Below are 21,214 nucleotides of genomic sequence, written 5' to 3' on the forward strand. Positions count from 1 at the left end.
CATTCCGGCAGAGCCGAGAACGCCAGCCCGGTACCGGGCTCATTGACCCTGCAGCCACAGACAATCGACGCGATCGCCGGGGCGAACATGGCTTCCGGCCGGGATCACGGCAAACGCATTGGTCGCGGCGCAGGAGGTCAACACCGCCGAACTCTGCTCGGGGTAGATGCTTGCCACGACGCGCTCTCCCTGAAACTCGAGATGGGCGCGCATGTAGTGGCGCCGCCCCTGAGTGCGAGTCTCGAATTGTGCCTCGGCTTTGACCACCGGGAGCGACTCCCTGTCGCGGCAACCCTGCAGTCGCCCCAACAGCGGGCGCAGATAGAGCCAGGCGCCGACGTAACTCGACACCGGATTGCCGGGCAGGCCCACCAGTCGAGCCTTGTCGATCGTTCCCAGTGCCAGCGGTTTCCCCGGCTGCATCGCCAGGCGCCACAGCGAGAGTTCGCCAAGCTGCTCGAGCGCCGGTTTGACGTGATCTTCCTCGCCGACACTGACACCGCCCGTGGTGACGATGACATCGGCCCGGGCCGCGGCTTCCCGCAGGCGCTCCCGCGTGGTGTCGAAATCATCGGCCACCTTGATCTGACTGACCAGATCTCCGCCGAAGCGTCGAATCAGCGTCGCCAGCATCGGGCCGTTGCTGTTGTAGATCTGTCCTCGGGACAGGGGCTGACCGGGTTCGACGATCTCATCGCCGGTGAGCAGCAGCGCCACTCTGGGCCTTTTGACCACCTCGACCGTCGAAAAACCCTGCCCGGCCAGCAAGCCCAGCGCCGCGGCGCCAAGGCGCGTGCCAACGGCGAGCAGTGGTTGCCCCGTGGTGACGTCCAGCCCCCGACGACGCACGTTCCGGCCGACTTGCATGGTCGGAACGATGGCACTGTCACCATCCAGCTCGACGTTCTCCTGAATCGCCACGCAATCCGCGCCGGGCGGTATTTCGCTGCCGGTGAAAATTCGGGCGCACGTGCCGGGGGCAAGCGGCTGCGGGGGCTGACCGGCGGGGATGCGCTGGGAAATCGGCAGGCGCTTGCCGCTATCTGCGCTGGCAAGGGCGTACCCATCCATGGCGCTGTTGTCGGCCGGCGGCACGTCGATGGCAGCCAGCACGTCGGTCGCGAGGATTCGGTCGTCGGCGTCGAGACAGGCAATGCGCTCGCTGTCGAGACGGTCGACGCCGTGGAGGAGCGCTTCCAGAGCACGCTCGACGCTCTGAAGTTCACTCGTTGGTCGTGCGGCGCTGGACTGGCCCGCAGGAGATGGCTCAACCATGAATGTGCGTGCCTCGCTCGGGAATCACCAGATTGGCGAAGTTGCACGGCCGATGGCGGCTGTCCAGCTGCTCCTCGAGTATGCGCTTCCAGCCTGTACGGCAGGCGCCGGTCGAACCCGGCAGACAGAAGACGACGGTGGCGTTGGCCAGCCCACCGAGGCAGCGGCTCTGGACGGTAGAACTGCCGATCTCCTCGAACGAGAGCTGGCGAAAGAGTTCGCCGAAGCCCTCGATGCGCTTGTCGAGCAGCGGTCCGATCGCTTCCGGCGTAGCGTCGCGCCCGGTGAAGCCGGTACCGCCGGTCGTCAGCACGACCTGTACGTCGGCATCGGCGATCCACCCTGCGACGACGGCGCGAATCCGATAGATATCGTCCGGCACGATACGCTTCTCGGCGAGGCGATGCCCGGCCGACTCGAGGCCGTCGATGAGTGCCTGCCCTGAGCGGTCGCTGCTCTCGTCCCGGGTGTCCGAGATCGTCAGCACGGCGATCGACAGCGGGATCATGGCCGTTTCGTTCATGACGCCCCCTCGGAGTCGTTGGCTTCACGCTTGCGTGCCTGGCGCGCTTCCAGCGCGGCGAGCTGTTCATTGCTCGCCGGCGCCTGATAGTGGGTTTTCCACTCGGCGTAGGGCATTCCGTAGACGTACTCGCGAGCCGTTTCATAATCCAGCTCGGTGCCGCGGGTCTCGGCCGCGCTGACCAGCCACTTGGACAGGCAGTTGCGACAGAAGTCCGCCAGAATCATCAGGTCGATGTTCTGGACGTCCTTGTTGTCGTCGAGATGGCGAAGCAGGCGCCGGAACGCGGCCGCTTCGAGCTCGGTGCGGGTCTCTGGATCGAGATGATTCATGAAGGACTCCCGTCGTTGCGGATGATTGGCATCAGAAGGAATAACAGTAGTCGAGCTGTCAGCCGGCGTCGCCGGGCGTGCAGACCGATAGCACCACGGCATCGCTCTCGCTCGTGGAAACCAGGGCATGCCCCATGTCGCTGTCGAAATAGAGCGAGTCGCCGGCAACCATCGCCAGCGGTTCGTAGAACTCCGAGTACATCAGGATTTCACCCTCGAGAATCATCAGAAACTCTTCTCCGTCGTGGCGAACCCACTCATGGAACTCCTCGAAGTGGCGAGCGCGAACGATCGTCTTGAACGGAATCATCCGCTTCTGCGCCAACTGACACGACAGGAGCTCATGTTCGTAGGTCGGAGTCGGGTGCTGCTTGCCGTTGCCGCGCGGGGTGAGATCGCGCCGGCCGCTGGACTGACGTTTGGGCTTGGTGGGCTTGAGCAATTGGGGCAGGTCTATGCCCAGCCCGGTAATCAGTTTCTGGACGGCGGTGAACGTCGGCGAAATCTGATTGTTTTCGATTTTTGACAGCGTCGAACGCGCCAGTCCGGTCCGGGTGCTGACGTCGCCCAGCGTCCACTGGTTCGAAAGCCGTATCTCCTTGAGCCGCTGGCCCAGGCGAAGGGGTTCGACGAAGGCTTTGCGTCCGGCGGCGATGCGCAGCGCGGCATCCTGATCGTTACTGGCGGCCATGAAACTCTCTGTCGGAGCGTGGAAAAACGATGTGTCGCGTGAAGGCGCAAGAATATCACAGCGAGACGCGCGGACTGCGCGCTGAAACCGACCCCGTCGACACTTCAAGGCGAGTAGGGATGCCCCAGCAGCGCGGTCAGATGAGCCTCGACGCTCAATGGCAAGGTTTTCAAGTGGTATCCACCTTCCAGTACCGACACCAGCTTGCCGCCGGCATGGCGGCGCGCGATATCCATCGCGAACGTGGTGATCCAGTGGAAGTCTTCGTGGTCCAGCGCCAACTGCCCCAGCGGATCGTCGCGATGGGCATCGAAGCCGCTGGAAAGCAATATCAGTTGCGGCCGGTGCCGCTCCAGCGCCGGCAGCCATTCACGCTCGACCGCGTTTCTGAAGCCGAGGCTTCCGGTGCCGGCGGCCAGCGGCGTATTGACGATGTTGGGCCAATCTCCTGCCAGATAGCGCCAGGGATAGAACGCCTCCTGATAGCTGCTGCAGACCAGTATCGCCGGATCATCGTGAAAGATGTCCAGGGTGCCGTTGCCCTGATGGACATCGAAATCGAGGATGGCGATTCGCTCGATGCCATGAACGGCGCGCGCGTGGGCGGCGGCCACGGCGATGTTGTTGTAGAAGCAGAAACCCATGGCCAACGCCCGCTCGGCGTGATGGCCGGGCGGGCGCACGGCACAGAACACGTTGTCGGCCCGGTTGCCGCAGACCAGGTCGACGCCACGAACGGCAGCGCCGGCACCGAGCGCTGCGGCTTCCAGCGAGTGGGGCCCCATTCGCGTGTCGCTATCGAGCTGCTGAAGGCCGCTTTGCGGTTGCTGCGCGTCCAGCGCGCTGAGGTAGTCTGGGGCATGCACCCGTTCGAGCTGGAGTCTCGTCGCCGGGCCCGGCTCCGATTGCATCGTCTGCTGTAGCAGCCCGCTCAGCATGAGCCTGGCGCGAATGGCCTGGAGGCGCATGGGAGATTCCGGATGGTGAGATCCCATGTCATGCAACGCGATGTCAGGGTGCGTGAGATACGAAGTGATCATGAGTCTCGCCGGCCGGTTCGAAGTCGCTTCATTCTGAGCGAGAGTGAAGCGCCGCGTCACACCATCAGGCATCGACTTTAGTCTATTGGCTAAACCTTGTCGGCCTGACCGTGTAGGGTTGAAACCCTCATAGCCGACCTCGTGAGGTCCAGCGTGGCCACGCAATTCCTGCGCCGATTTTTCGCTCCGCGGTCACTGGTAGTGATCGGAGCCTCCCCCAAACCCGAATCGACCGGGGGAGTCGTCCTTCAGAACCTGCTTCAAGCCGGGTTCCCCGGTCCGATATGGGCGGTCAACCCGCGGGGCTACAAGGAGGTGCATGGCGTGGCGTGCTTTCGACGTATTGCCGATCTTCCCGAAACGCCGGATCTGGCCGTCGTCTGCTCGCCCTTGAGCGGCGTACCCGAGGTGCTGGAGCGGCTTGGCGCCAGGGAGGTCAGGGCCGCCTTGATCGTTTCCGGCGGGGCCTCGCTGAGCGCTGACTCGACCTCGGGCAGGTCGCTGCGCGCGCGGCTGCAGCGGGCGGCGTTGCACTCTGGCATGCGGGTACTGGGGCCGGAGTGTCTGGGCGTCGCCGTTCCCTTCGTCAAGCTCAACGCCACCTACGCCAGTCAGCCGATCCGCGACGGGAGCGTCGCCTATCTGGGCCAGTCAGGCATGCTGGGCAATGCGATGATCGACTGGGCCGCGGGTCGCGAGATTGGTTTTTCCCATCTCGTGACGCTTGGAGACAGCCTCGACGTTCAATTGCCGGATGTGATCGACTACCTGAACCAATCCGCTCGCTGTCGCGCGCTGTTGCTACATCTGGAGTCGTTTCAGAATGCGCGCCATTTCATGACGGCACTGCGAGAGTCGTCGCGCAATCGCCTGGTGCTCGCCATCAAGAGCGGGCGTACCGCGGAGGCGACATTGAGCCCCGTGCCGCCGACTGCCGGTATCGATCGACGGGACGCCATCGTCGACGCCGCGTTGGCCCGCGCCGGAGTGGTGCGGGTCAGTGATTCCGACGAGCTGTTCGACGCCCTGGAAACACTTTCGCGGTTCAAGCCGCCGAAAGGCGATCGTCTGGCGATCGTCTCCAATGGCGTGGGGCCGGCGCTGCTGGCCATCGACAAGTTGATCGACGGTGGCGGTCTGTTGGCCGAGCTCGGTAAGGCATCCGCCGAAGCCCTGATAGAACAGAAGCTGGATATCAGCCGGCCGGGGCGCAATCCGGTCGATCTGGGTGGCAGCGCCACACCGGAGGACTATCTGGATGCGCTGGCGATCGTGACCCGTGATCCCAACGTCGATGCAGTTCTGGTACTGCACGCGCCGACGCGGCTGGCACCGTCGTTGGCAACGGCCAACGCCCTGATCGAGGCGCGCCAACGGTTTCGGCACCGCCTGCTGGTGAGCTGGATGGGATTGAAGGAGGCGTTGGACGCGCGTGCCGCCTGCAACCGCGCCGGTATTCCCAGCTACGTCTCTCCGGAAAAGGCGGTGAGGGCGTTTCTGCACCTGGTGCGTTATCGCCAAGTGCAGCATCTGCTTCAGGAGACGCCGCCATCGCTGCCCCTCGATGCGAGCGCCGAGCGGCGTCAGCGCTGTCATGCGCTCATCGATGATGCGCTGGCGCGTCAACGGGATCGGCTGACCCACCAGGAAACCGGCAACGTGCTGGACGCCTATGGCATCGAATGCGCCCCCAGCGAATACGTGTTCGACCTGGAACAGGCGGAGCGCGCGACCGAAAGATTGCAAGGCCCGTGGGCGATCAAGATCGTGCATCGGGATAACTGCGAACCGTTCCGTTATGACGGCGAGTCGCGTCGGCAGGCGGCCTGTTTGATCCAGGATCTGGAGCAGCCCGGCAGCGTCGTGGATGCCGTCGTGCGTCTGGAAACGCGGATCAGCGACACGCTGCCAGAGAGCCCGATCTACAGTTACTGCCTGCAGACGATGCAGCGTGGCAAAGGGTCGCTGCAGCTGTGCGCCGGTATCACCCGGGATGCGGAGTTCGGCCCGGTCATCGTGTTCGGAACCGGCGGATACAAGATCGACGTGATGGCGGATCGCCAGACGGCGCTGCCGCCGCTCAACCTGCGTCTAGCGCAGGAGTTGATCGATCGCACGCGCGCTGGCCGACTGATTCGTGAGCACAGTGAAGATCCGCCCCAGGCGGTCGCCTGGGTGGCTCGCCTGCTGGTCAAGCTGTCTCAGATGGCTTCGGATCTGCCGCGGCTCAAGGGGCTCGAGATCAACCCGCTACTGCTCAATCGTGAAGGCTTGATGGCGGTCGATTTCGCGCTGGATCTGGGGGCGTCGTCGACGCAGGCGATCATGCCGTACCCGGAGCAGTTGCGCGAGACGCTGGTGCTGGCAGGAATGGACGTCGAGATCCGCCCGATCCGCGGTGAAGACGCGCCGTTGATCACTCATTTCCATACGTTTCTATCCGAGCAGAGCATCCGCTATCGCTATTTTCATCACAAGGCCGTGCTGTCGACCCGGGATCTGGCCCAGTTGAGTCAGATCAACTACGACCGCCAGATGGCGTTCATCGCCGTTCGTCATCGAGAACAGGCCATCGCCAGGGACCAGACGGCCGACGAGGAGATGCTGGGCGTGGTCCGGGTCTGGAACGATCCGGACAATATTCGTACCGAGTTCTCGATCATCATCCGCGATGACTTTCACGGTATCGGTCTGGGGCGGCTTTTGATGCGAAAAATGATCGACTACAGCCGGCAGGTAGGAACGCTGACCATGGTAGGCACGATCCTGAGCGACAACCTGCCGATGCGGCGGCTGTTGGCCGGTCTCGGGTTCGCGCTGCGCGTCAATGTCGAGGAGGGGGTACTGGAAGCCACGTTGCGATTGAATGAACCGCAGAGCGATTGGCAGCGACACCGCCTGGAGGCGGCACTGGATTGAGATGAGAAGGGCGCAAGCGGCGGATAAGCGCGATGACCAGCGGCAATTGAACGCTCATTCAATTATAGGATATTGTCGTTTGAAGGGTTATTGATAAAACCGTATGATACGAAACCTAACAACACTAACAGATACCGTTCGACACGCGTCTTAACGGCGGCGTTAAGAACTTCTTCTGCTTTGCCAACCTAGGCCTGACATGACCGATACACAGCAAACCAAGATTCAAGTGCGGAACTTGAGCAAGGTGTTCGGCGACGATCCCAAGAAAGCGCTCAAGCTACGTGACGAGGGGCTCAACCGCGCCCAGATCCTCGAGAAGACCGGGCAGACGCTCGGGCTTTCCAATATCAACTTCGACGTCCGGGAAGGCGAGCTTCTCGTCATCATGGGGCTCTCCGGCTCCGGCAAGTCGACGTTGATTCGGTGCCTGAACCGACTGATCGAACCGACCGAAGGCGATATCATCATCGGCGGGGAGAACATCCCCCAGCTCAACGACAAGGCGCTGCTGCATTGTCGTCGGCGCCATTTCTCGATGGTGTTTCAGAACTTCGCGCTGTTCCCGCATCGCACGGTGCAGATGAACGCCGAGTACGGGCTCGAGATCCGCGGCATCGCCAAGGGCGAGCGTGCCGAAAAAGCCAAGAATTCGCTCAAGCAGGTGGGCCTCGAGGGGTGGGAGCATGCCTATCCCAGCCAGCTCTCCGGCGGCATGCAGCAGCGTGTTGGCCTGGCGCGCGCCCTGGCCAACGATTCCAGCGTGCTGCTGATGGACGAAGCCTTCTCGGCGCTCGATCCGCTGATTCGTCGGGACATGCAGCAGGAGCTGATCGAGCTGCAGCACAGAATGAAGAAGACCACGATCTTCATCACCCATGATCTCGACGAAGCGCTCAATATCGGCGACCGCATCATTCTGCTGCGGGATGGCGAGATCGTGCAGATCGGCACGCCGGAAGAGGTGCTGACCCGGCCTGCCGATGACTACGTGGCGCGCTTCACCGAAGGCGTCGACCGCTCGCGAGTGGTCACGGCGCGACGCGTGATGCGCCCGGTTCGCGCCACGGCCCGTCACGACGACGGCCCGCGCACCGTACTGCGCAAGATGAGCGAGAATTCGCTGGATTCGATCTACGTCGTCGATCGCGAGCGCAAGCTGCTGGGGATCGTCGAGGCCGATAGCGTCGACGAAGCGGCCAAGGCCGGCAAGGATTCGATTCAGGAGATCGTGTCGACGGATTTCCCGCATATCGGTCCGGACGAATCGCTGGCAACGCTGTATCCCATGTTCCAAGGCAAGAGTTTCCCCGTTGCGGTCATCGATGACGAACAGCGGCTGCTCGGCGTGGTCGTCAAGGGTGCCGTACTCGAACAACTCGCGCAGACGGGAGAACACTGATGGACTTCGATATTCCAAGAATTCCGCTGGGCGACTGGATCGAAAGCGGACTGGATTTTCTGACCACCGAGTTTTCCGGTGTCACTCGAGCCATTTCCCGCGGTACGCAGACCGGTATCAACTTGCTCAACGACGGGTTGATGTGGGTCCCGGAGTGGGCGCTGATCGCGCTCGTGACGCTGCTGTGCTGGAGAGTCGGCGGCCGTCGCCTGGCCATTGGCGCCTTGCTCGGTCTGGCTCTGATCTGGAACCTCGGGCTCTGGAATCCGATGATCCAGACGCTGACGCTGGTGGTCATCGCAACACTGATCGCCATCGTGATCGCGCTGCCGCTGGGCATCCTGGCCGCGATATCCGATCGCTTCTACCGGGTGATCATGCCGATACTCGATTTCATGCAGACGATGCCGGCATTCGTCTACCTGATCCCGGCGATTCCTTTTTTCGGCATCGGTTCGGTGTCCGGCATTTTCGCCACGGTGATCTTCTCGATGCCCCCGGCCATCCGTTTCACCACGCTGGGGATTCGGCAGGTGCCGAAAGATTTGATCGAGGCCGCGGACGCATACGGTTCCACGCGCAGCCAGAAGCTGATCAAGGTCCAGCTGCCGCTGTCCCTGCCGACGCTGATGGGCGGTATCAACCAGACCATCATGCTGGCACTGTCGATGGTGGTGATCGCGGCGATGATCGGCGCCAACGGTCTGGGTAGCGAAGTGTGGCGCGCCATCCAGCGTTTGCGTCCCGGCGAGGGCTTCGAGGCCGGTATCGCGGTCGTCATCATGGCGATGCTGCTGGATCGCCTGACGCAGTCTCTCAGCGGCGGCAAGAAAAAGCAGTAGACCGAGACAGCATCGGAAGAGAATGAGAAACGAAAGAGAAACAAGACAGAGTCCAATGCTGTCGGCGGTTCGCCGGCAGCATGACTGGCGGTACGCAAACCACAAGAAGGGGAAAGTCGATGACACGTAATGCAATGTCACAAGCCGTTCGCTACGGTGCCTTGATGATGGCAGCCGGCGTCAGCATGAGCGCCGGTGTCGCGCAGGCGCAGGATGACAAGGGAACCATCAAGCTCGCCTACGTCGAATGGGCTTCTGAAGTCGCTTCCACCAACGTGATTCGCGCCGTGCTCGAAGAGCAGGGTTATGACGTCGAAATGAATTCGCTGGGTGCTGCCGTCATGTGGCAGGCCGTGGGTACCGGCGATGCCGACGCCATGGTCGCTGCGTGGCTGCCGACGACACACGGCGATTATCTCAAGCAGGTGCAGGACGATGTCGAAGACCTCGGCCCCAACCTGGAAGGGACCAAGCTCGGGCTGGTGGTACCGGCTTATACCGATATCGACTCGATCGATCAGTTAAATGACCATGCCGATGAATTCGATGGCAAGATCGTGGGTATCGATCCGGGTGCCGGGCTGATGGCGCAGACCGAAGACGCCATCGACGCCTACGGTATCGACAATCTGCAACTGCAGTCGAGCAGTGGCGCCGCAATGACTTCCGCGCTGGCCAACGCGGTCAAGAACAAGGAAGACATCGTGGTGACCGGCTGGACGCCGCACTGGATGTTCGCCCGTTGGGATCTCAAGTATCTCGACGACCCGAAGAAAGCCTATGGAGACTCCGAGCATATCAGCACCGTCGTGCACAAAGGGCTCGAAGACAAGATGCCGCAGGCCTACGCGATCCTGGATAACTTCCACTGGACGCCGGATCAGATGGGCGAAGTCATGCTCATGAACCAGGAAGAGGGTTCGGATCCCTACGAAAATGCCAAGAAATGGGTCGACGAGCATCCCGACGTCGTCGCCGAATGGACCGACGGTACCGCCGAGTAACGAAGCGGATATCGACCGTCGACCACATTTCATGTGTCGTGAAAAGAACGCCCGGTCTCATGGCCGGGCGTCTCTGCGTTCAGCGATCACGCAAGTTAGCCGTTAGGCGGCACTCGTCCTGAGTCAGGGCGCCAGGCGGGTGCGATGCCACTCCGTTGCCTGGCTGTCTCGGCGCGTGTAGCGCACGCGATCGTGCAGCCGGCTACGCTGTCCCTGCCAGAATTCGATCGTGTGGGGCACCAGAAGATAGCCGCCCCAATGTGGCGGTCTCTCCACGTCCTGATCCTTGTAGACCTGTTCGAAACGCGACAGGCGTTCTCTCATCCAGTCACGGTTGGGTATTTCGACGCTTTGCTGCGAAACCCAGGCGGCTAGCTGGCTCTTGCGCGGGCGGCCGGCGAAGTAATCGTCCGACTGCTGGGCGTCGACCCTCTCGACGTTTCCTTCGACGCGAACCTGGCGCTGGAGCGCCGGCCACCAGAACACCAGAGCCGCACTGGGGACGTGGGCCAGCTCATTGCCTTTCTGACTCTGATAGTTGGTGTAGAAGCGAAAGCCCTGCGAGTCGAATCCCTTCAACAGCACGATGCGTGCGTGAGGGTGTCCTTCGCTATCGACCGTTGCCAGGGTCATGGCGTTGGCATCCAGCCCTTCGCTCTCGGTGGCCTGTTCCAGCCACGCTTCGAACAGGGAAAGTGGCGTATCGGGCGTATGTTCCGGCGCCAGAGCTTCGCCCTCGTAGTCTCGTCGCATACCGGCGAGGTCGCTCATCAGTGGTTCTCCGTGCGGACGCTGTGAATGAAGGCCAGTGTAACCCGAGCCTCTGATTGAGGGTGCCTTTGTGTCTCAACCATTAGGCTAGGCTATGTCTGAAAAATACCGTGCTTGCCCATGCGGCGTTAAAAAACGGCTGGTGCGCCAGTCCGATCAAGATGCTCATTGACACCCCGTAAACTGGTACGCCAGCCCGGTCCGTCTGCGCCGATTTTTGCCTTGGCTACGCGCCCCGGTCTTACCCTCGCTCGTCGACTTTTCAGACAAAGCCTAGCGCGGCGTGAAGCGCCAGTACGACGCCGCAACAGCCCCAGCCGAGAACGGCGTAGGGCAGATTCCAGCGCAGCATGTCTCGAACGGCAATCTGATAGCGCACGCAGATGGCCAGATTGCTGCCGGACAGCGGACTGCTGCCGGTTCCCAGCGCCCAGCACATCAGGAACAGCATGCCGAGCAGGGTAGGGTCAGGATGCAGCGGGGCGATCAGCGGCGCCAGCGTGGCAATGCCGATCAGCGGATGGATACCGGTAAAGGAGATAACCACGATCAGGCCGAGCGCGAACCAGGCATGCCAGTGGCCGAAATGATCGATCGGCAAATCGAGTCCGTCGGGGAGACTGGCCAGCAGCGCCGCCAGTCCGGTAGAGATGACGCCAGCGCCCAAAAACAGCGCGAATTGAGGCGCCAGGCGCTGCAATCCGTGGGTGAACTGGTGGTGCATTCGCTCGCGCCGATTGTCGCGCGGCATCAGGAGGAACGAGAACAGCGGGGCAACGATGGCGATGATCAGTGGAATGGAAAGACTCGGCGAGAGCAGATGCAGCGTGACCACCACGACTGCCAGCGCGCAGGGCATTAGTAGTGCGCTTTTCTCGATGGGATAGCCGATGAACGGGGCCTTCAATCGCCAGACATCGATCCAGTTGAGGATCAGAAGCAGCGCGGCCGCCAGAAGTCCCCAGGGCAACAGGCTCAAGTAGTCGAGCCCCGGTGCGTAGGTCAGGGCCACGCCCATCGCAACGAAAAACGGCGACCAGGCCGCGGCGGCGGTGAATCCACGCCCGACGATGAGCGCCTGCGACCGCGTCAGTTTTCCGTCACGCTGCATGCGTTCGCCGAACAGAAAGACCACGGAAAGATTGATGGCCGCGCCGAACAGATGCGCCCCCAGCATGGTACCGACCATGCTCCCCGGCTGCTGGTGGTCGCTGCTGACTCTGGGTGTGGCCATGGTCAGAAAGCTGACCCCGGCGAACATCATCAGCAGCGACTGGTTGATGGTCAGCGCGTTCAGCAGGGGATAGGGGGTTCCGCGAATCAGCGCGACTCCCCATAGCAGCAGGCCGGCGGCAAATAGCGTTCCGGCCTGCCGCCGCGCGGTTCGTGGCAGCGTTCGGAAAAGTCGTAACGTTGCCAGCCAGGCCAGTATCGCCGCCGGCCAGATTGGCCAGCCGACCAGGTTGCAGGCCACGCTGAGGGTCAGCATGGCCAGGATCAGGATGGAAGAAAGCCTCATGCGCCGGCGCGATCGAGCCGGCCGCGCAAGCGAACGTAACGATAGGCCATGATTGCCAATGCACTAGCCGCCAGTATTTCGGCGATCACCAGCACTGATCCGCCGCCCTTGGCGATGATCAGGATGCCCTGAATGACATAGAGCACGCCCAGCGCCGTCAGCCAGACATGGCCGCGACGGCGTTGCATCAGCAACGTCGGCAAGAACAGCACCAGCGGCAGGATCCTCACCAGTAGCGCGGCGGCCTGGGCATGCTGCTGCAGGTAATGCCAGATACCGCTGATCACCAGCAGCGCCAGCAGTGTCGCGTAGGCGATCCAGACCGAACGGCGGGCGACGTCGAGTGCCGCAGTGTCCTGCTGTCGAGGAGATGCCTCGCTCATGAGCGCGCATCCCGCATCGACTTCAGTGCCAGCGAGAGTTCGGCCAGGCGGCGACCCTGTGCAACCGCCAGCCTGCGCTCATCGGCATCGACCTCTCGGTCCGCATTGGGCCCGGCCAGATGGCTGGTGCCGTAAGGCGTACCACCGCTCCGGGTGCTCAACAGCGTCGTCTCGCTGTAGGGTACGCCAGCATAGACCATGCCGTGATGCAGCAGCGGAATCAGCATGGTCAGCAGGGTGCTTTCCTGGCCGCCATGGAGACTGGCCGTCGACGTGAACGCGGTTGCGGGTCGATCGACGAGCGCGCCGTTCATCCACAGCCCACTGGTAGTATCGAGAAAGTACTTGAGCGGGGCGGCCATGTTGCCGAATCGGGTCGGACTGCCCAATGCCAGGCCTGAACAGTGTCGTAGATCGTCCTCGTCGACGTAAATAGCGCCTTCCGCGGGGACTTCCGGCGCGGTCGCCTCGCAGACCGGGGAAACCGCCGGCACGGTACGCAGCCTCGCTTCAACGCCGGAAACGCTCTCGATGCCGTTGGCCAGCTGCTCAGCCAGTGTCTTTGTCGCCCCTTGCCGCGAGTAGTAGAGGACAAGAACGTAGGGCGCGGCGTGCCCGCTGGAGGTCGTGTGATCGATCATGGAGTTTCCTCGAAGGCGCTTTAGATCAGTTGAAGAACGGCCTGCGGCGGACGGCCGATAACGGCATAGTCGCCGTCGTCGGCAATCGGTCGCTGCATCAGCCGCGGATGCTCGACGATGGCATCGATGAGTTGCGCACGCGTCGGCTCGGCGATCCCTCGGGCTTGCCACTCGGTTTCTTCGCGCCGCAACATTTGATCGGCATCGTCGCCGAGACGGCCGGCCAGGCCTTCCAGTTGCTCACGCGTCAGCGGATCGGTGAGATAGCGATGTTCGATGACCTCGACGCCTCGAGACTCCAGCAGGGTCAAAGCCTCACGTGACTTGGAACAGCGAGGATTGTGGTACAGCGTGAGCGTTGGCATCGGTATGGCAGAACCTTCTATGGCGGTACGGCGGTTTCGGCAGGGCAGGCCCGCATTGTAGCGGTTGTTACGACGTGGCCTCAATTATCGCCCCGGGTACGCCTGCTCGAGCTCATTCCGGCAAGCGCTTGTAGACCCAGGCGGTATCACCGTTCTCGAGCTTGACGCTTTCGCGCGTGTAGCGGACCCCGAGACGTTCATAGCGGTCCAGAGCCTTCAGGGCATCGGGAGTGACGGTGAGAACTTCACCCGGCACCTCGGCGCCCGCTTGTGGCTGGATATCGAGATCCTGACGTCGATAACCCTTGAGCGTTGCCTCGCGCGTCTCGGCCGGTGTGCCCATGATGATCCAGCGCAGCCAGTCGTAGCGCAACGTGCCGTAGACGAAGACGTCCTGCTCCGGGATCCGCTCGTCGATGATCGCCGGCTCCGCGGGGTGGTAACCATAGGGACTCATGAAGGTGTACCAGAAGCCGCCGGCGGCGATGGCGATACCCGCGATCGACAACACGGCCAGCCACTTGAAAAGACGTCGTATCATGAACAATCCTGATCTACGTGGATTAGGTCGAGAGACTGTCAGAACAGCCTGCACCGGGGCTCGGTGCGTTATGTTGTCGGGATGGACGACACGCCGTTGAATACGGTCTTGAACCCCATGCTAGCATTTGAAGTCGAAGCGCTAACGACGTTATTGCCGGAGGAACGCCATCATGAGTTACGCCGCCGACGACTACCAGGCATTCCGCGAAGCCTTGGGTAACGATGTGCAACCTCTTACGAAGAGCCGGGACAAGATCGCGCTGGCCCGGAATCAGACGTCACCCTCCGATGCTCAGTTGGCACGCCGCGAGAGCGCCCAGCAAACCAGCCGTGACGAACGCGATTTCCTCTCGGATGAGTTCGTCGATCTGATTGGCGCGCACGATCCGATCGAGTTTCGCCGAGACGGCATTCAGCTCGGCGTGCTCGAGCGATTGCGCCACGGCGGTTACGATGCCGAGGCACGTCTGCACATCATGCGCATGCCGGTGATCGAGTGTCGCCGCGCCGTATTCGGTTTCGTGCGCGATGCCTACGAGCACGATCTACGCAGCGTCCTCATCGTTCACGGGCGCTCCCGCGAGGACGATGGGCACTCCAATATCGTGCGTTCCTATCTAAATCATTGGCTCCAGCAGCTCGAGCCGGTTCAGGCGTTCAGCTCGGCACCGGCTCGACAGGGCGGCATCGGGGCGACCTTCGTGATGTTGCGCAAGTCCGAACGAGCAAGATCTCGCAATCGCGAGCGCCAGCAGAAACGCCGTGGCTGAAAAGACCGACGATTGACGGAGGAACCGTGCAATGCAATGACCCCGGCCGAAGCCGGGGTCATGGTTTGCAAGCATGCGCCGTCGCGATTGGCTCACCGCTCCCGAAGGCGGCGAGCGAACAGCGGCTCGTCGAGGTCCACGGCTGGCTGATAGCTGACGCTGAACGCTTTCAGTGCATTCAGGGCGGGCTCGAGCTCCTGGTCCGCGCGCAGTGCCATCGCGTCGAAGCCACAGCGGCTCATGTAGTAGAGCTGATCGATCAGCACATCGCCGATGGCGCGCACTTCGCCGGCGTATCCGAAACGCTCCCGCAGCAGTCTTGCCAGCGTATAACCACGGCCATCGGTGAAGGCGGGGAAATCGATCGCCACCAGTGCCGTCTGTTCCAGCTCAGCGACCAGTTCCGGTGTCAGCTCGGTGTCGCTCGGCAGCCACGGGGCCAGGTCGTCCTGATCCGCATGCTGTTGCCAAAGCGCCAACGGGACGATGGCCGGACGCGTCGACGGCAGGGTCTCCTCTTCCCGCGACAGCACCCAGGTATCGGTCACTTGCTGGCCCAGCTTGATCAATACGCTCGTCGTGGCCACGGCGGCTTCCTGAGTCTCTTGAAGTTCCTGTTCAGGCTGCATAGACACGCTCCTTGAAAACCTGATGGCCGACACGGCGGTAGGTATCGAGGAAACGCTCTTCATCCAGACGCTTCTCGACGTAAACCTGCAGGACCTTGTCGATGACGCCGGGAACGTCTTCGCGGTAGAAGGAAGGGCCCAGGATCTTGCCTAGCGAGACATCGTCGTCGGCATTGCCGCCGAGCGAGATCTGGTAGTACTCCTCGCCTTTCTTGTCGACACCGAGGATACCGATGTTACCGACATGGTGATGACCGCAGGCGTTCATGCAGCCGGAGATGTTCAGGTCGATCGGGCCGAGGTCGTAGAGAAAATCGAGATCCTCGAAGCGCTCCTGAATCGCCTGGGCAATGGGGATCGAGACAGCATTGGCCAGCGAGCAGAAATCACCGCCGGGGCAGCAGATGATATCGTTGAGCGTGCCCACGGTGGGATTGGCCATGCCCAGCGCGTCGAGTTTCTGCCATAGCGTTTCGAGGTCGTCGACGGGGACGTCGGACAGAACGAGGTTCTGTTCATGCGTAACGCGGAGTTCGCCGAAGCCGAAGGTCTCGGCAAGATCGGCCACGGCGTCCATCTGGTCTGCCGTAATATCGCCCGGCGCCGCTTCGCGACGTTTCAACGACAGGGTGACTGCCTTGTAACCCGGCACCTTGTGATCCATGACGTTGTTGGTCACGAATCGCGCGAAGGCTCGGTTGTTCTGTCGCAGCTGATCAAACGCAGCGATCGCCGACTCCGCTACCGGGCGGCGCTCGGGCTCGGGGAAGTGGGTCTTGGCCTCGTCCACCGCGCCTTCGTTCAACGTCTGCGGACCATCCTTGAGATGGGCCCATTCGGCTTCGACGCGACGGGCGAACTCCTCGACACCCAGCGCCTTGACCAGAATCTTGATCCGCGCCTTGAACTTGTTGTCGCGACGACCGAACTGGTTGTAGACGCGAACGATGGCTTCCAGATAGGTCAACAGATGCTGCCAGGGCAGATCGGCGCGTACCACCTCGCCGATCATCGGCGTGCGGCCCATGCCGCCGCCGGCGAGGACGCGGAAGCGAAGCTCGCCGTCATCGTTCAAAAACAGCCGAAGGCCGATGTCGTGAACGTGGATCGCAGCGCGGTCATGGGTGGCGCCGGTGACTGCAATCTTGAACTTGCGCGGCAGATAGGCAAATTCAGGGTGCAGCGTGGACCATTGACGAATCAGCTCGCACCAGGGGCGTGGATCGACCACTTCATCCTTGGCAATACCCGCGAACTGGTCGCTGGTGGTATTGCGGATGCAGTTGCCGCTGGTCTGGATCGCGTGCATCTGCACCTTGGCGAGATCCGCCAGGATATCGGGCACGTCTTCCTGCGCCGGCCAGTTGAGCTGCAGGTTCTGACGGGTGGTGAAGTGGCCATAACCGCGATCGTAGCGACGAGTGATGGTCGCCAGTGCGCGTAGCTGATGGCTGCTCAACATGCCGTAGGGGATGGCGATACGCAGCATCGGCGCATGGCGCTGAATGTAGAGACCATTCTGCAGCCGGACCGGGCGAAACTCCTCCTCACCGAGCTTGCCGGCGAGATAGCGGTCCATCTGGTCACGGAACTGCGCAACGCGCTCGTCGACGAGCGTCTGGTCATAAGAATCGTAGCGATACATCGGGCCTGATCCTGCTAGTCATGGATTGCCAATGAGTGCACCTTACCCCGGGCGCTTTATTCTACAAAAGAATAAATACTCATAATTTATTGCTTTATCGTTATTACAGCCATGCGATCACGATGCCAGTGCCGAGCTTGGGTCCCGTTCATCGTCACCTGCTTCGGATACATCCGGATCGTAGGAGAGCACGGGGGACAGCCACCGTTCGAGCTCCGCCAGCGGCATCGCCTTGTGTCGCGCCAATACCTCGACCTGATCGCGGCCGATCTTGCCGGTGGAGAAATATTTCGACTGAGGGTGGGCGAAATACCAGCCCGATACCGCTGCCGCCGGCCACATGGCGAAACTGTCGGTCAGGGTGATACCGGTATGGGCCGAGGCATCCAGCAGCCGGAACAGGGTGGCCTTCTCGGTATGATCCGGACACGCCGGATAGCCGGGGGCGGGGCGGATACCCTGATATTTCTCGGCAATCAGGGCGTCATTGTCCAGTGTTTCTTCCGGAACGTACCCCCAGAACTCCTTGCGCACGCGTTCGTGCAACCGTTCGGCAAAGGCTTCCGCCAGACGATCGGACAGCGCCTGAACCAGAATCGCATTGTAGTCGTCACCGGCGGCTTCGTAACGCTTGGCCAGTTCGTCGGCGCCGTGGCCGGAGGTCACTGCGAATCCGCCGATCCAGTCGAGCTTGTCGCTGAGCTCTCCGTTCTCTCGATAACGCGGCGCGATGAAGTCGGCCAGGCTATGGCAGATGCCGTCGCGGCCCTTGGTGCTCTGCTGTCGAATATGATGAAGCCGTTCGACCACCGTTCCGCGATTCTCGTCCGCATAGACCTCGATGACATCGTCGTCGACGCTGTTGGCGGGCCACAGACCGATCACGCCACGGGCCTGGATGTGACGCTCGTCGATCAGCTTGCGCAGCATGACCTGGGCATCGCGGAACAGGTTGCGAGCGGCTTCGCCGACCACCTCATCCTCGAGAATCCGCGGATATTTGCCCGACAGCTGCCAGGTCATGAAGAAGGGCGTCCAGTCGATGAACTCGACGAGCTCGTCGAGATCGTAATCGTCGAACACGGTGATCCCTGGCTGGATCGGCTTGATCGGTTCGAAATGGTTCCAGTCCACCTGAAAGCGCCGCTCTCGGGCCGAAGCGTAGGGCAGGTCGGAAGCCTTGGGGCGACGCTTGGCGTTACGCTCGCGGACCTGGTCGTACTCCTGCCGGATATCGGCAAAATAGGCCGGCTTCTGCGTCGGCGAGAGCAGTCGGCTGGCAACGCCTACGGCGCGGGAGGCGTCGCTGACGTAGATCACCGGTTCATCGTACTGGGGTGCGATCTTGACCGCGGTATGGGCCTTCGAGGTGGTCGCGCCGCCGATCAGCAGCGGCAACTGGAAGCCTTGACGCTTCATCTCCTTGGCGACGTGAACCATCTCGTCGAGCGAGGGGGTGATCAGGCCGGACAGGCCGATGATGTCGGCGTTTTCCTCCCGTGCGGTCTTGAGGATCTTCTCGGTGGGGACCATCACGCCAAGGTCGATCACATCGTAGTTGTTGCACTGCAACACCACGCCGACGATGTTCTTGCCGATATCGTGCACGTCGCCCTTGACCGTCGCCATCACGATCTTGCCCTTGGACTGCACCTCGCCGGACTTTTCCGCCTCGATGTACGGGATGAGGTAGGCGACGGCCTGCTTCATCACGCGGGCGGACTTGACCACCTGGGGCAGGAACATCTTGCCGGCGCCGAACAGGTCGCCGACCACGTTCATGCCATCCATCAGCGGGCCTTCGATCACCTCGATCGGGCGATCGGCGGCCGCGCGGGCCTCCTCGGTATCGGCTTCGATATAAGCGGTGATCCCCTTGACCAGGGCGTGCTCGATCCGCTTGTTGACCTCCCAGCTGCGCCATTCGAGATCTTCTTTCTTTGCCGCGCCGCTGCCATCGCCCCCTCCGTTCTGACGATAGCGTTCGGCGACGTCCAGCAGTCTTTCCGTGCCGTCGTCGCGGCGGTTGAGCACGACATCCTCGACGGCTTCGCGCAGCTCGGTCGGCAGATCATCGTAGACGGCCAGCTGGCCGGCGTTGACGATCCCCATCGACATGCCTGCCTTGATGGCGTGATAGAGGAACACCGAATGGATCGCTTCGCGCACCGCGTTATTGCCGCGAAACGAGAACGAGACGTTGGAAACCCCACCCGAAATCATCGCGTGGGGCAGGTTCTCGTGAATCCACTGGGTCGCTTCGATGAAATCGACGGCGTAGTTGTTGTGTTCCTCGATCCCGGTGGCGATAGCGAAGATATTGGGATCGAAGATGATGTCCTCGGCCGGGAATCCGATATCGTCGACCAGCAATCGATAGGCGCGCTGGCAGATTTCGGTCTTGCGCGCGAAGGTATCGGCCTGACCCTGCTCGTCGAATGCCATCACCACGATGGCGGCACCGTGACGTCGGCACTCGTTGGCCTGATGGCGAAACGCGGCTTCGCCTTCCTTCAGCGAGATCGAATTGACGATCGCCTTGCCCTGAATGCACTTGAGGCCGGCCTCGATGATCGACCACTTCGACGAGTCGACCATGATCGGGACACGGGCGATATCGGGTTCGCCGGCGATCAGGTTGAGGAAACGCACCATCGCTTCCTCGGACTCCAGCATGCCTTCGTCCATGTTGATGTCGATCACCTGAGCGCCGTTCTCGACCTGCTCGAGGGCGACCTCCAGGGCAGTGGTGTAATCCTCTTCCTGAATCAGGCGTTTGAAGCGCGCCGAGCCGGTCACGTTGGTGCGCTCGCCGACGTTGACGAACAGCGAATCCGCCTCGATGTTGAACGGCTCGAGGCCGGAGAGTCGGCAGGCGGCGGGGCGCTCGGGGATGGCCCGTGGCACGACCCCGTCGACGGCGCGCTTGACGGCTGCTATGTGCTCCGGCGTGGTACCGCAGCAGCCACCGATGACGTTGATCAAGCCGCTTTCGGCGAACTCGCGAACGATCTCGGCCATTTCCTCGGCGGTCTGGTCGTATTCGCCGAATTCGTTGGGCAGGCCCGCATTGGGGTGGGCGGACACGAAAGTGTCGGCCTTGGCGGAAAGTTCCTGCAGATAGGGTCTGAGTTCTTCGGCACCCAGCGCACAGTTGAGGCCCACCGAGAACGGCTGCGCGTGACGCACGGCGTTCCAGAACGCCTCGGTGGTCTGGCCGGAGAGCGTGCGCCCGGAAGCATCGGTGATGGTGCCGGAGATCATCACCGGCAGGCGCTCGCCACGCGTTTCGAACAGCGCCTCGAGGGCGTAGATGGCGGCCTTGGCGTTGAGCGTATCGAAGATCGTCTCGATCAGGATCAGATCGGCGCCGCCTTCGATCAGCGCCGTGGCGGCTTCGATGTAGTTGTCACGCAGTTGATCGAAGGTGACGTTACGCCGGGCCGGGTCGTTGACGTCCGGCGACAGCGACGCGGTGCGCGAGGTCGGGCCCAATACGCCGGCGACAAAGCGTGGAACGCCGGTTTCCGAGGCCACGGCGTCGCACACTTCCCGTGCCAGGCGGGCCGCCTCGCGATTGAGCTCCGCCGTCAGCGATTCCATGCCGTAGTCCGACTGCGACAGCCGGGTGCTGTTGAAGGTGTTGGTCTCGACGATATCGGCGCCAGCTTCCAGGTAGGCGCGATGGATGGATTCGACGATATCTGGTCGCGAAAGCGTCAGCAGGTCGTTGTTGCCCTTGAGTTCACTGGGCCAGTCAGCGAAGCGCGCGCCGCGAAAATCCGCTTCCTCGAGACGATAATCCTGCAGCATCGTGCCCATGCCACCATCGAGAATCACGATGCGTTCACCAAGCGTCTGTCTCAGCGCCTGACTCAATGCATCGGGCGAGGGAGTGGCGGTAATGGCAGTCATGGCGG

19 protein-coding genes are annotated in these 21,214 nt (G+C 62.1%); 5 read left to right on the forward strand and 14 right to left on the reverse strand.

Going from position 1 to position 21,214, the window contains the following annotated elements; translation table 11 throughout:
- Positions 1 to 39 precede the first annotated feature (39 nt).
- From glp to DOM36_RS04030, 5 genes are all read right to left on the reverse strand, one after another.
- Positions 40 to 1,275: a gephyrin-like molybdotransferase Glp gene (gene glp, locus DOM36_RS04010; protein ID WP_110641449.1), complete on the reverse strand. Its 1,236-nt coding sequence runs from the start codon at positions 1,273 to 1,275 to the stop codon at positions 40 to 42.
- Entirely contained in the window at positions 1,268 to 1,798 is a 531-nt protein-coding gene (gene moaB / locus DOM36_RS04015; RefSeq protein ID WP_075568759.1) for a molybdenum cofactor biosynthesis protein B, read from the reverse strand. Before moaB ends, glp begins: the two co-directional genes overlap by 8 nt.
- Positions 1,795 to 2,130: a DUF1244 domain-containing protein gene (locus tag DOM36_RS04020; protein ID WP_075568758.1), complete on the reverse strand. Its 336-nt coding sequence runs from the start codon at positions 2,128 to 2,130 to the stop codon at positions 1,795 to 1,797. The genes moaB and DOM36_RS04020 overlap by 4 nt, the downstream gene beginning before the upstream one ends.
- A gap of 58 nt (positions 2,131 to 2,188) precedes the next feature.
- Complete coding sequence (locus tag DOM36_RS04025; RefSeq protein ID WP_110641451.1) at positions 2,189 to 2,821, reverse strand: XRE family transcriptional regulator; 633 nt, start codon at positions 2,819 to 2,821, stop codon at positions 2,189 to 2,191.
- 104 nt (positions 2,822 to 2,925) lie between these two features.
- On the reverse strand, positions 2,926 to 3,861 hold the full coding sequence (locus DOM36_RS04030; RefSeq protein WP_075568756.1) for a histone deacetylase family protein: 936 nt from the start codon (positions 3,859 to 3,861) through the stop codon (positions 2,926 to 2,928).
- Positions 3,862 to 4,014: 153 nt separating this feature from the next.
- Between DOM36_RS04030 and DOM36_RS04035 the strand changes: the two genes are divergently transcribed.
- The 4 genes from DOM36_RS04035 to DOM36_RS04050 all read left to right on the forward strand — a co-directional run bounded on the left by DOM36_RS04035 (position 4,015) and on the right by DOM36_RS04050 (position 10,028).
- On the forward strand, positions 4,015 to 6,780 hold the full coding sequence (locus tag DOM36_RS04035; protein ID WP_110641453.1) for a bifunctional acetate--CoA ligase family protein/GNAT family N-acetyltransferase: 2,766 nt from the start codon (positions 4,015 to 4,017) through the stop codon (positions 6,778 to 6,780).
- A gap of 199 nt (positions 6,781 to 6,979) precedes the next feature.
- Entirely contained in the window at positions 6,980 to 8,182 is a 1,203-nt protein-coding gene (locus DOM36_RS04040; protein ID WP_075568754.1) for a glycine betaine/L-proline ABC transporter ATP-binding protein, read from the forward strand.
- Complete coding sequence (locus tag DOM36_RS04045) at positions 8,182 to 9,024, forward strand: proline/glycine betaine ABC transporter permease (RefSeq protein ID WP_075568753.1); 843 nt, start codon at positions 8,182 to 8,184, stop codon at positions 9,022 to 9,024. The genes DOM36_RS04040 and DOM36_RS04045 overlap by 1 nt, the downstream gene beginning before the upstream one ends.
- Before the next feature lie 119 nt (positions 9,025 to 9,143).
- A complete protein-coding gene (locus DOM36_RS04050) occupies positions 9,144 to 10,028 on the forward strand; it encodes a glycine betaine ABC transporter substrate-binding protein (protein WP_075568752.1) in 885 nt (294 codons plus the stop codon).
- Between the two features lie 123 nt (positions 10,029 to 10,151).
- Here DOM36_RS04050 and pdxH read toward each other — a convergent pair whose 3' ends face one another.
- From pdxH to DOM36_RS04080, 6 genes are all read right to left on the reverse strand, one after another.
- On the reverse strand, positions 10,152 to 10,802 hold the full coding sequence (gene pdxH, locus DOM36_RS04055; protein WP_110641455.1) for a pyridoxamine 5'-phosphate oxidase: 651 nt from the start codon (positions 10,800 to 10,802) through the stop codon (positions 10,152 to 10,154).
- A 259-nt stretch (positions 10,803 to 11,061) separates the two neighbouring features.
- Complete coding sequence (locus DOM36_RS04060) at positions 11,062 to 12,318, reverse strand: hypothetical protein (RefSeq protein WP_232823719.1); 1,257 nt, start codon at positions 12,316 to 12,318, stop codon at positions 11,062 to 11,064.
- Complete coding sequence (locus tag DOM36_RS04065) at positions 12,315 to 12,701, reverse strand: DUF2069 domain-containing protein (protein ID WP_075568749.1); 387 nt, start codon at positions 12,699 to 12,701, stop codon at positions 12,315 to 12,317. The genes DOM36_RS04060 and DOM36_RS04065 overlap by 4 nt, the downstream gene beginning before the upstream one ends.
- On the reverse strand, positions 12,698 to 13,342 hold the full coding sequence (gene wrbA / locus DOM36_RS04070) for an NAD(P)H:quinone oxidoreductase (RefSeq protein ID WP_110641457.1): 645 nt from the start codon (positions 13,340 to 13,342) through the stop codon (positions 12,698 to 12,700). Before wrbA ends, DOM36_RS04065 begins: the two co-directional genes overlap by 4 nt.
- 20 nt (positions 13,343 to 13,362) lie before the next feature.
- A complete protein-coding gene (locus DOM36_RS04075) occupies positions 13,363 to 13,707 on the reverse strand; it encodes an arsenate reductase family protein (protein ID WP_075568747.1) in 345 nt (114 codons plus the stop codon).
- A 112-nt stretch (positions 13,708 to 13,819) separates the two neighbouring features.
- Positions 13,820 to 14,248 (reverse strand): gamma-glutamylcyclotransferase family protein, encoded by a 429-nt coding sequence (locus DOM36_RS04080; RefSeq protein WP_110641459.1) that lies wholly within the window; start codon positions 14,246 to 14,248, stop codon positions 13,820 to 13,822.
- A gap of 172 nt (positions 14,249 to 14,420) precedes the next feature.
- On the opposite strand from DOM36_RS04080, the gene smrA reads away from it, so the two are divergent.
- Positions 14,421 to 15,020: a DNA endonuclease SmrA gene (gene smrA, locus DOM36_RS04085; RefSeq protein ID WP_110641461.1), complete on the forward strand. Its 600-nt coding sequence runs from the start codon at positions 14,421 to 14,423 to the stop codon at positions 15,018 to 15,020.
- A 92-nt stretch (positions 15,021 to 15,112) separates the two neighbouring features.
- Here smrA and DOM36_RS04090 read toward each other — a convergent pair whose 3' ends face one another.
- The 3 genes from DOM36_RS04090 to metH all read right to left on the reverse strand — a co-directional run bounded on the left by DOM36_RS04090 (position 15,113) and on the right by metH (position 21,209).
- On the reverse strand, positions 15,113 to 15,649 hold the full coding sequence (locus DOM36_RS04090) for a DUF934 domain-containing protein (RefSeq protein ID WP_075568744.1): 537 nt from the start codon (positions 15,647 to 15,649) through the stop codon (positions 15,113 to 15,115).
- A complete protein-coding gene (locus DOM36_RS04095) occupies positions 15,639 to 17,294 on the reverse strand; it encodes a nitrite/sulfite reductase (protein WP_110641463.1) in 1,656 nt (551 codons plus the stop codon). The genes DOM36_RS04090 and DOM36_RS04095 overlap by 11 nt, the downstream gene beginning before the upstream one ends.
- 117 nt (positions 17,295 to 17,411) lie before the next feature.
- Entirely contained in the window at positions 17,412 to 21,209 is a 3,798-nt protein-coding gene (gene metH / locus DOM36_RS04100; RefSeq protein WP_110641465.1) for a methionine synthase, read from the reverse strand.
- Positions 21,210 to 21,214 lie beyond the last annotated feature (5 nt).

The organism is Salinicola sp. CPA57 (assembly GCF_003206035.1).
GTDB classification, from domain to species: Bacteria; Pseudomonadota; Gammaproteobacteria; order Pseudomonadales; family Halomonadaceae; genus Salinicola; species Salinicola socius.

What these genes read in the sequence shown, in the direction of transcription:
- glp (WP_110641449.1), bottom strand. Translation starts at nt 1,275, where the DNA reads ATGGTTGAGCCATCTCCTGCGGGCCAGTCCAGCGCCGCACGACCAACG.
- moaB (WP_075568759.1), bottom strand. Translation starts at nt 1,798, where the DNA reads ATGAACGAAACGGCCATGATCCCGCTGTCGATCGCCGTGCTGACGATC.
- DOM36_RS04020 (WP_075568758.1), bottom strand. Translation starts at nt 2,130, where the DNA reads ATGAATCATCTCGATCCAGAGACCCGCACCGAGCTCGAAGCGGCCGCG.
- DOM36_RS04025 (WP_110641451.1), bottom strand. Translation starts at nt 2,821, where the DNA reads ATGGCCGCCAGTAACGATCAGGATGCCGCGCTGCGCATCGCCGCCGGA.
- DOM36_RS04030 (WP_075568756.1), bottom strand. Translation starts at nt 3,861, where the DNA reads ATGATCACTTCGTATCTCACGCACCCTGACATCGCGTTGCATGACATG.
- DOM36_RS04040 (WP_075568754.1), top strand. Translation starts at nt 6,980, where the DNA reads ATGACCGATACACAGCAAACCAAGATTCAAGTGCGGAACTTGAGCAAG.
- DOM36_RS04045 (WP_075568753.1), top strand. Translation starts at nt 8,182, where the DNA reads ATGGACTTCGATATTCCAAGAATTCCGCTGGGCGACTGGATCGAAAGC.
- DOM36_RS04050 (WP_075568752.1), top strand. Translation starts at nt 9,144, where the DNA reads ATGACACGTAATGCAATGTCACAAGCCGTTCGCTACGGTGCCTTGATG.
- DOM36_RS04060 (WP_232823719.1), bottom strand. Translation starts at nt 12,318, where the DNA reads ATGAGGCTTTCTTCCATCCTGATCCTGGCCATGCTGACCCTCAGCGTG.
- DOM36_RS04065 (WP_075568749.1), bottom strand. Translation starts at nt 12,701, where the DNA reads ATGAGCGAGGCATCTCCTCGACAGCAGGACACTGCGGCACTCGACGTC.
- wrbA (WP_110641457.1), bottom strand. Translation starts at nt 13,342, where the DNA reads ATGATCGATCACACGACCTCCAGCGGGCACGCCGCGCCCTACGTTCTT.
- DOM36_RS04075 (WP_075568747.1), bottom strand. Translation starts at nt 13,707, where the DNA reads ATGCCAACGCTCACGCTGTACCACAATCCTCGCTGTTCCAAGTCACGT.
- DOM36_RS04080 (WP_110641459.1), bottom strand. Translation starts at nt 14,248, where the DNA reads ATGATACGACGTCTTTTCAAGTGGCTGGCCGTGTTGTCGATCGCGGGT.
- smrA (WP_110641461.1), top strand. Translation starts at nt 14,421, where the DNA reads ATGAGTTACGCCGCCGACGACTACCAGGCATTCCGCGAAGCCTTGGGT.
- DOM36_RS04090 (WP_075568744.1), bottom strand. Translation starts at nt 15,649, where the DNA reads ATGCAGCCTGAACAGGAACTTCAAGAGACTCAGGAAGCCGCCGTGGCC.
- DOM36_RS04095 (WP_110641463.1), bottom strand. Translation starts at nt 17,294, where the DNA reads ATGTATCGCTACGATTCTTATGACCAGACGCTCGTCGACGAGCGCGTT.
- metH (WP_110641465.1), bottom strand. Translation starts at nt 21,209, where the DNA reads ATGACTGCCATTACCGCCACTCCCTCGCCCGATGCATTGAGTCAGGCG.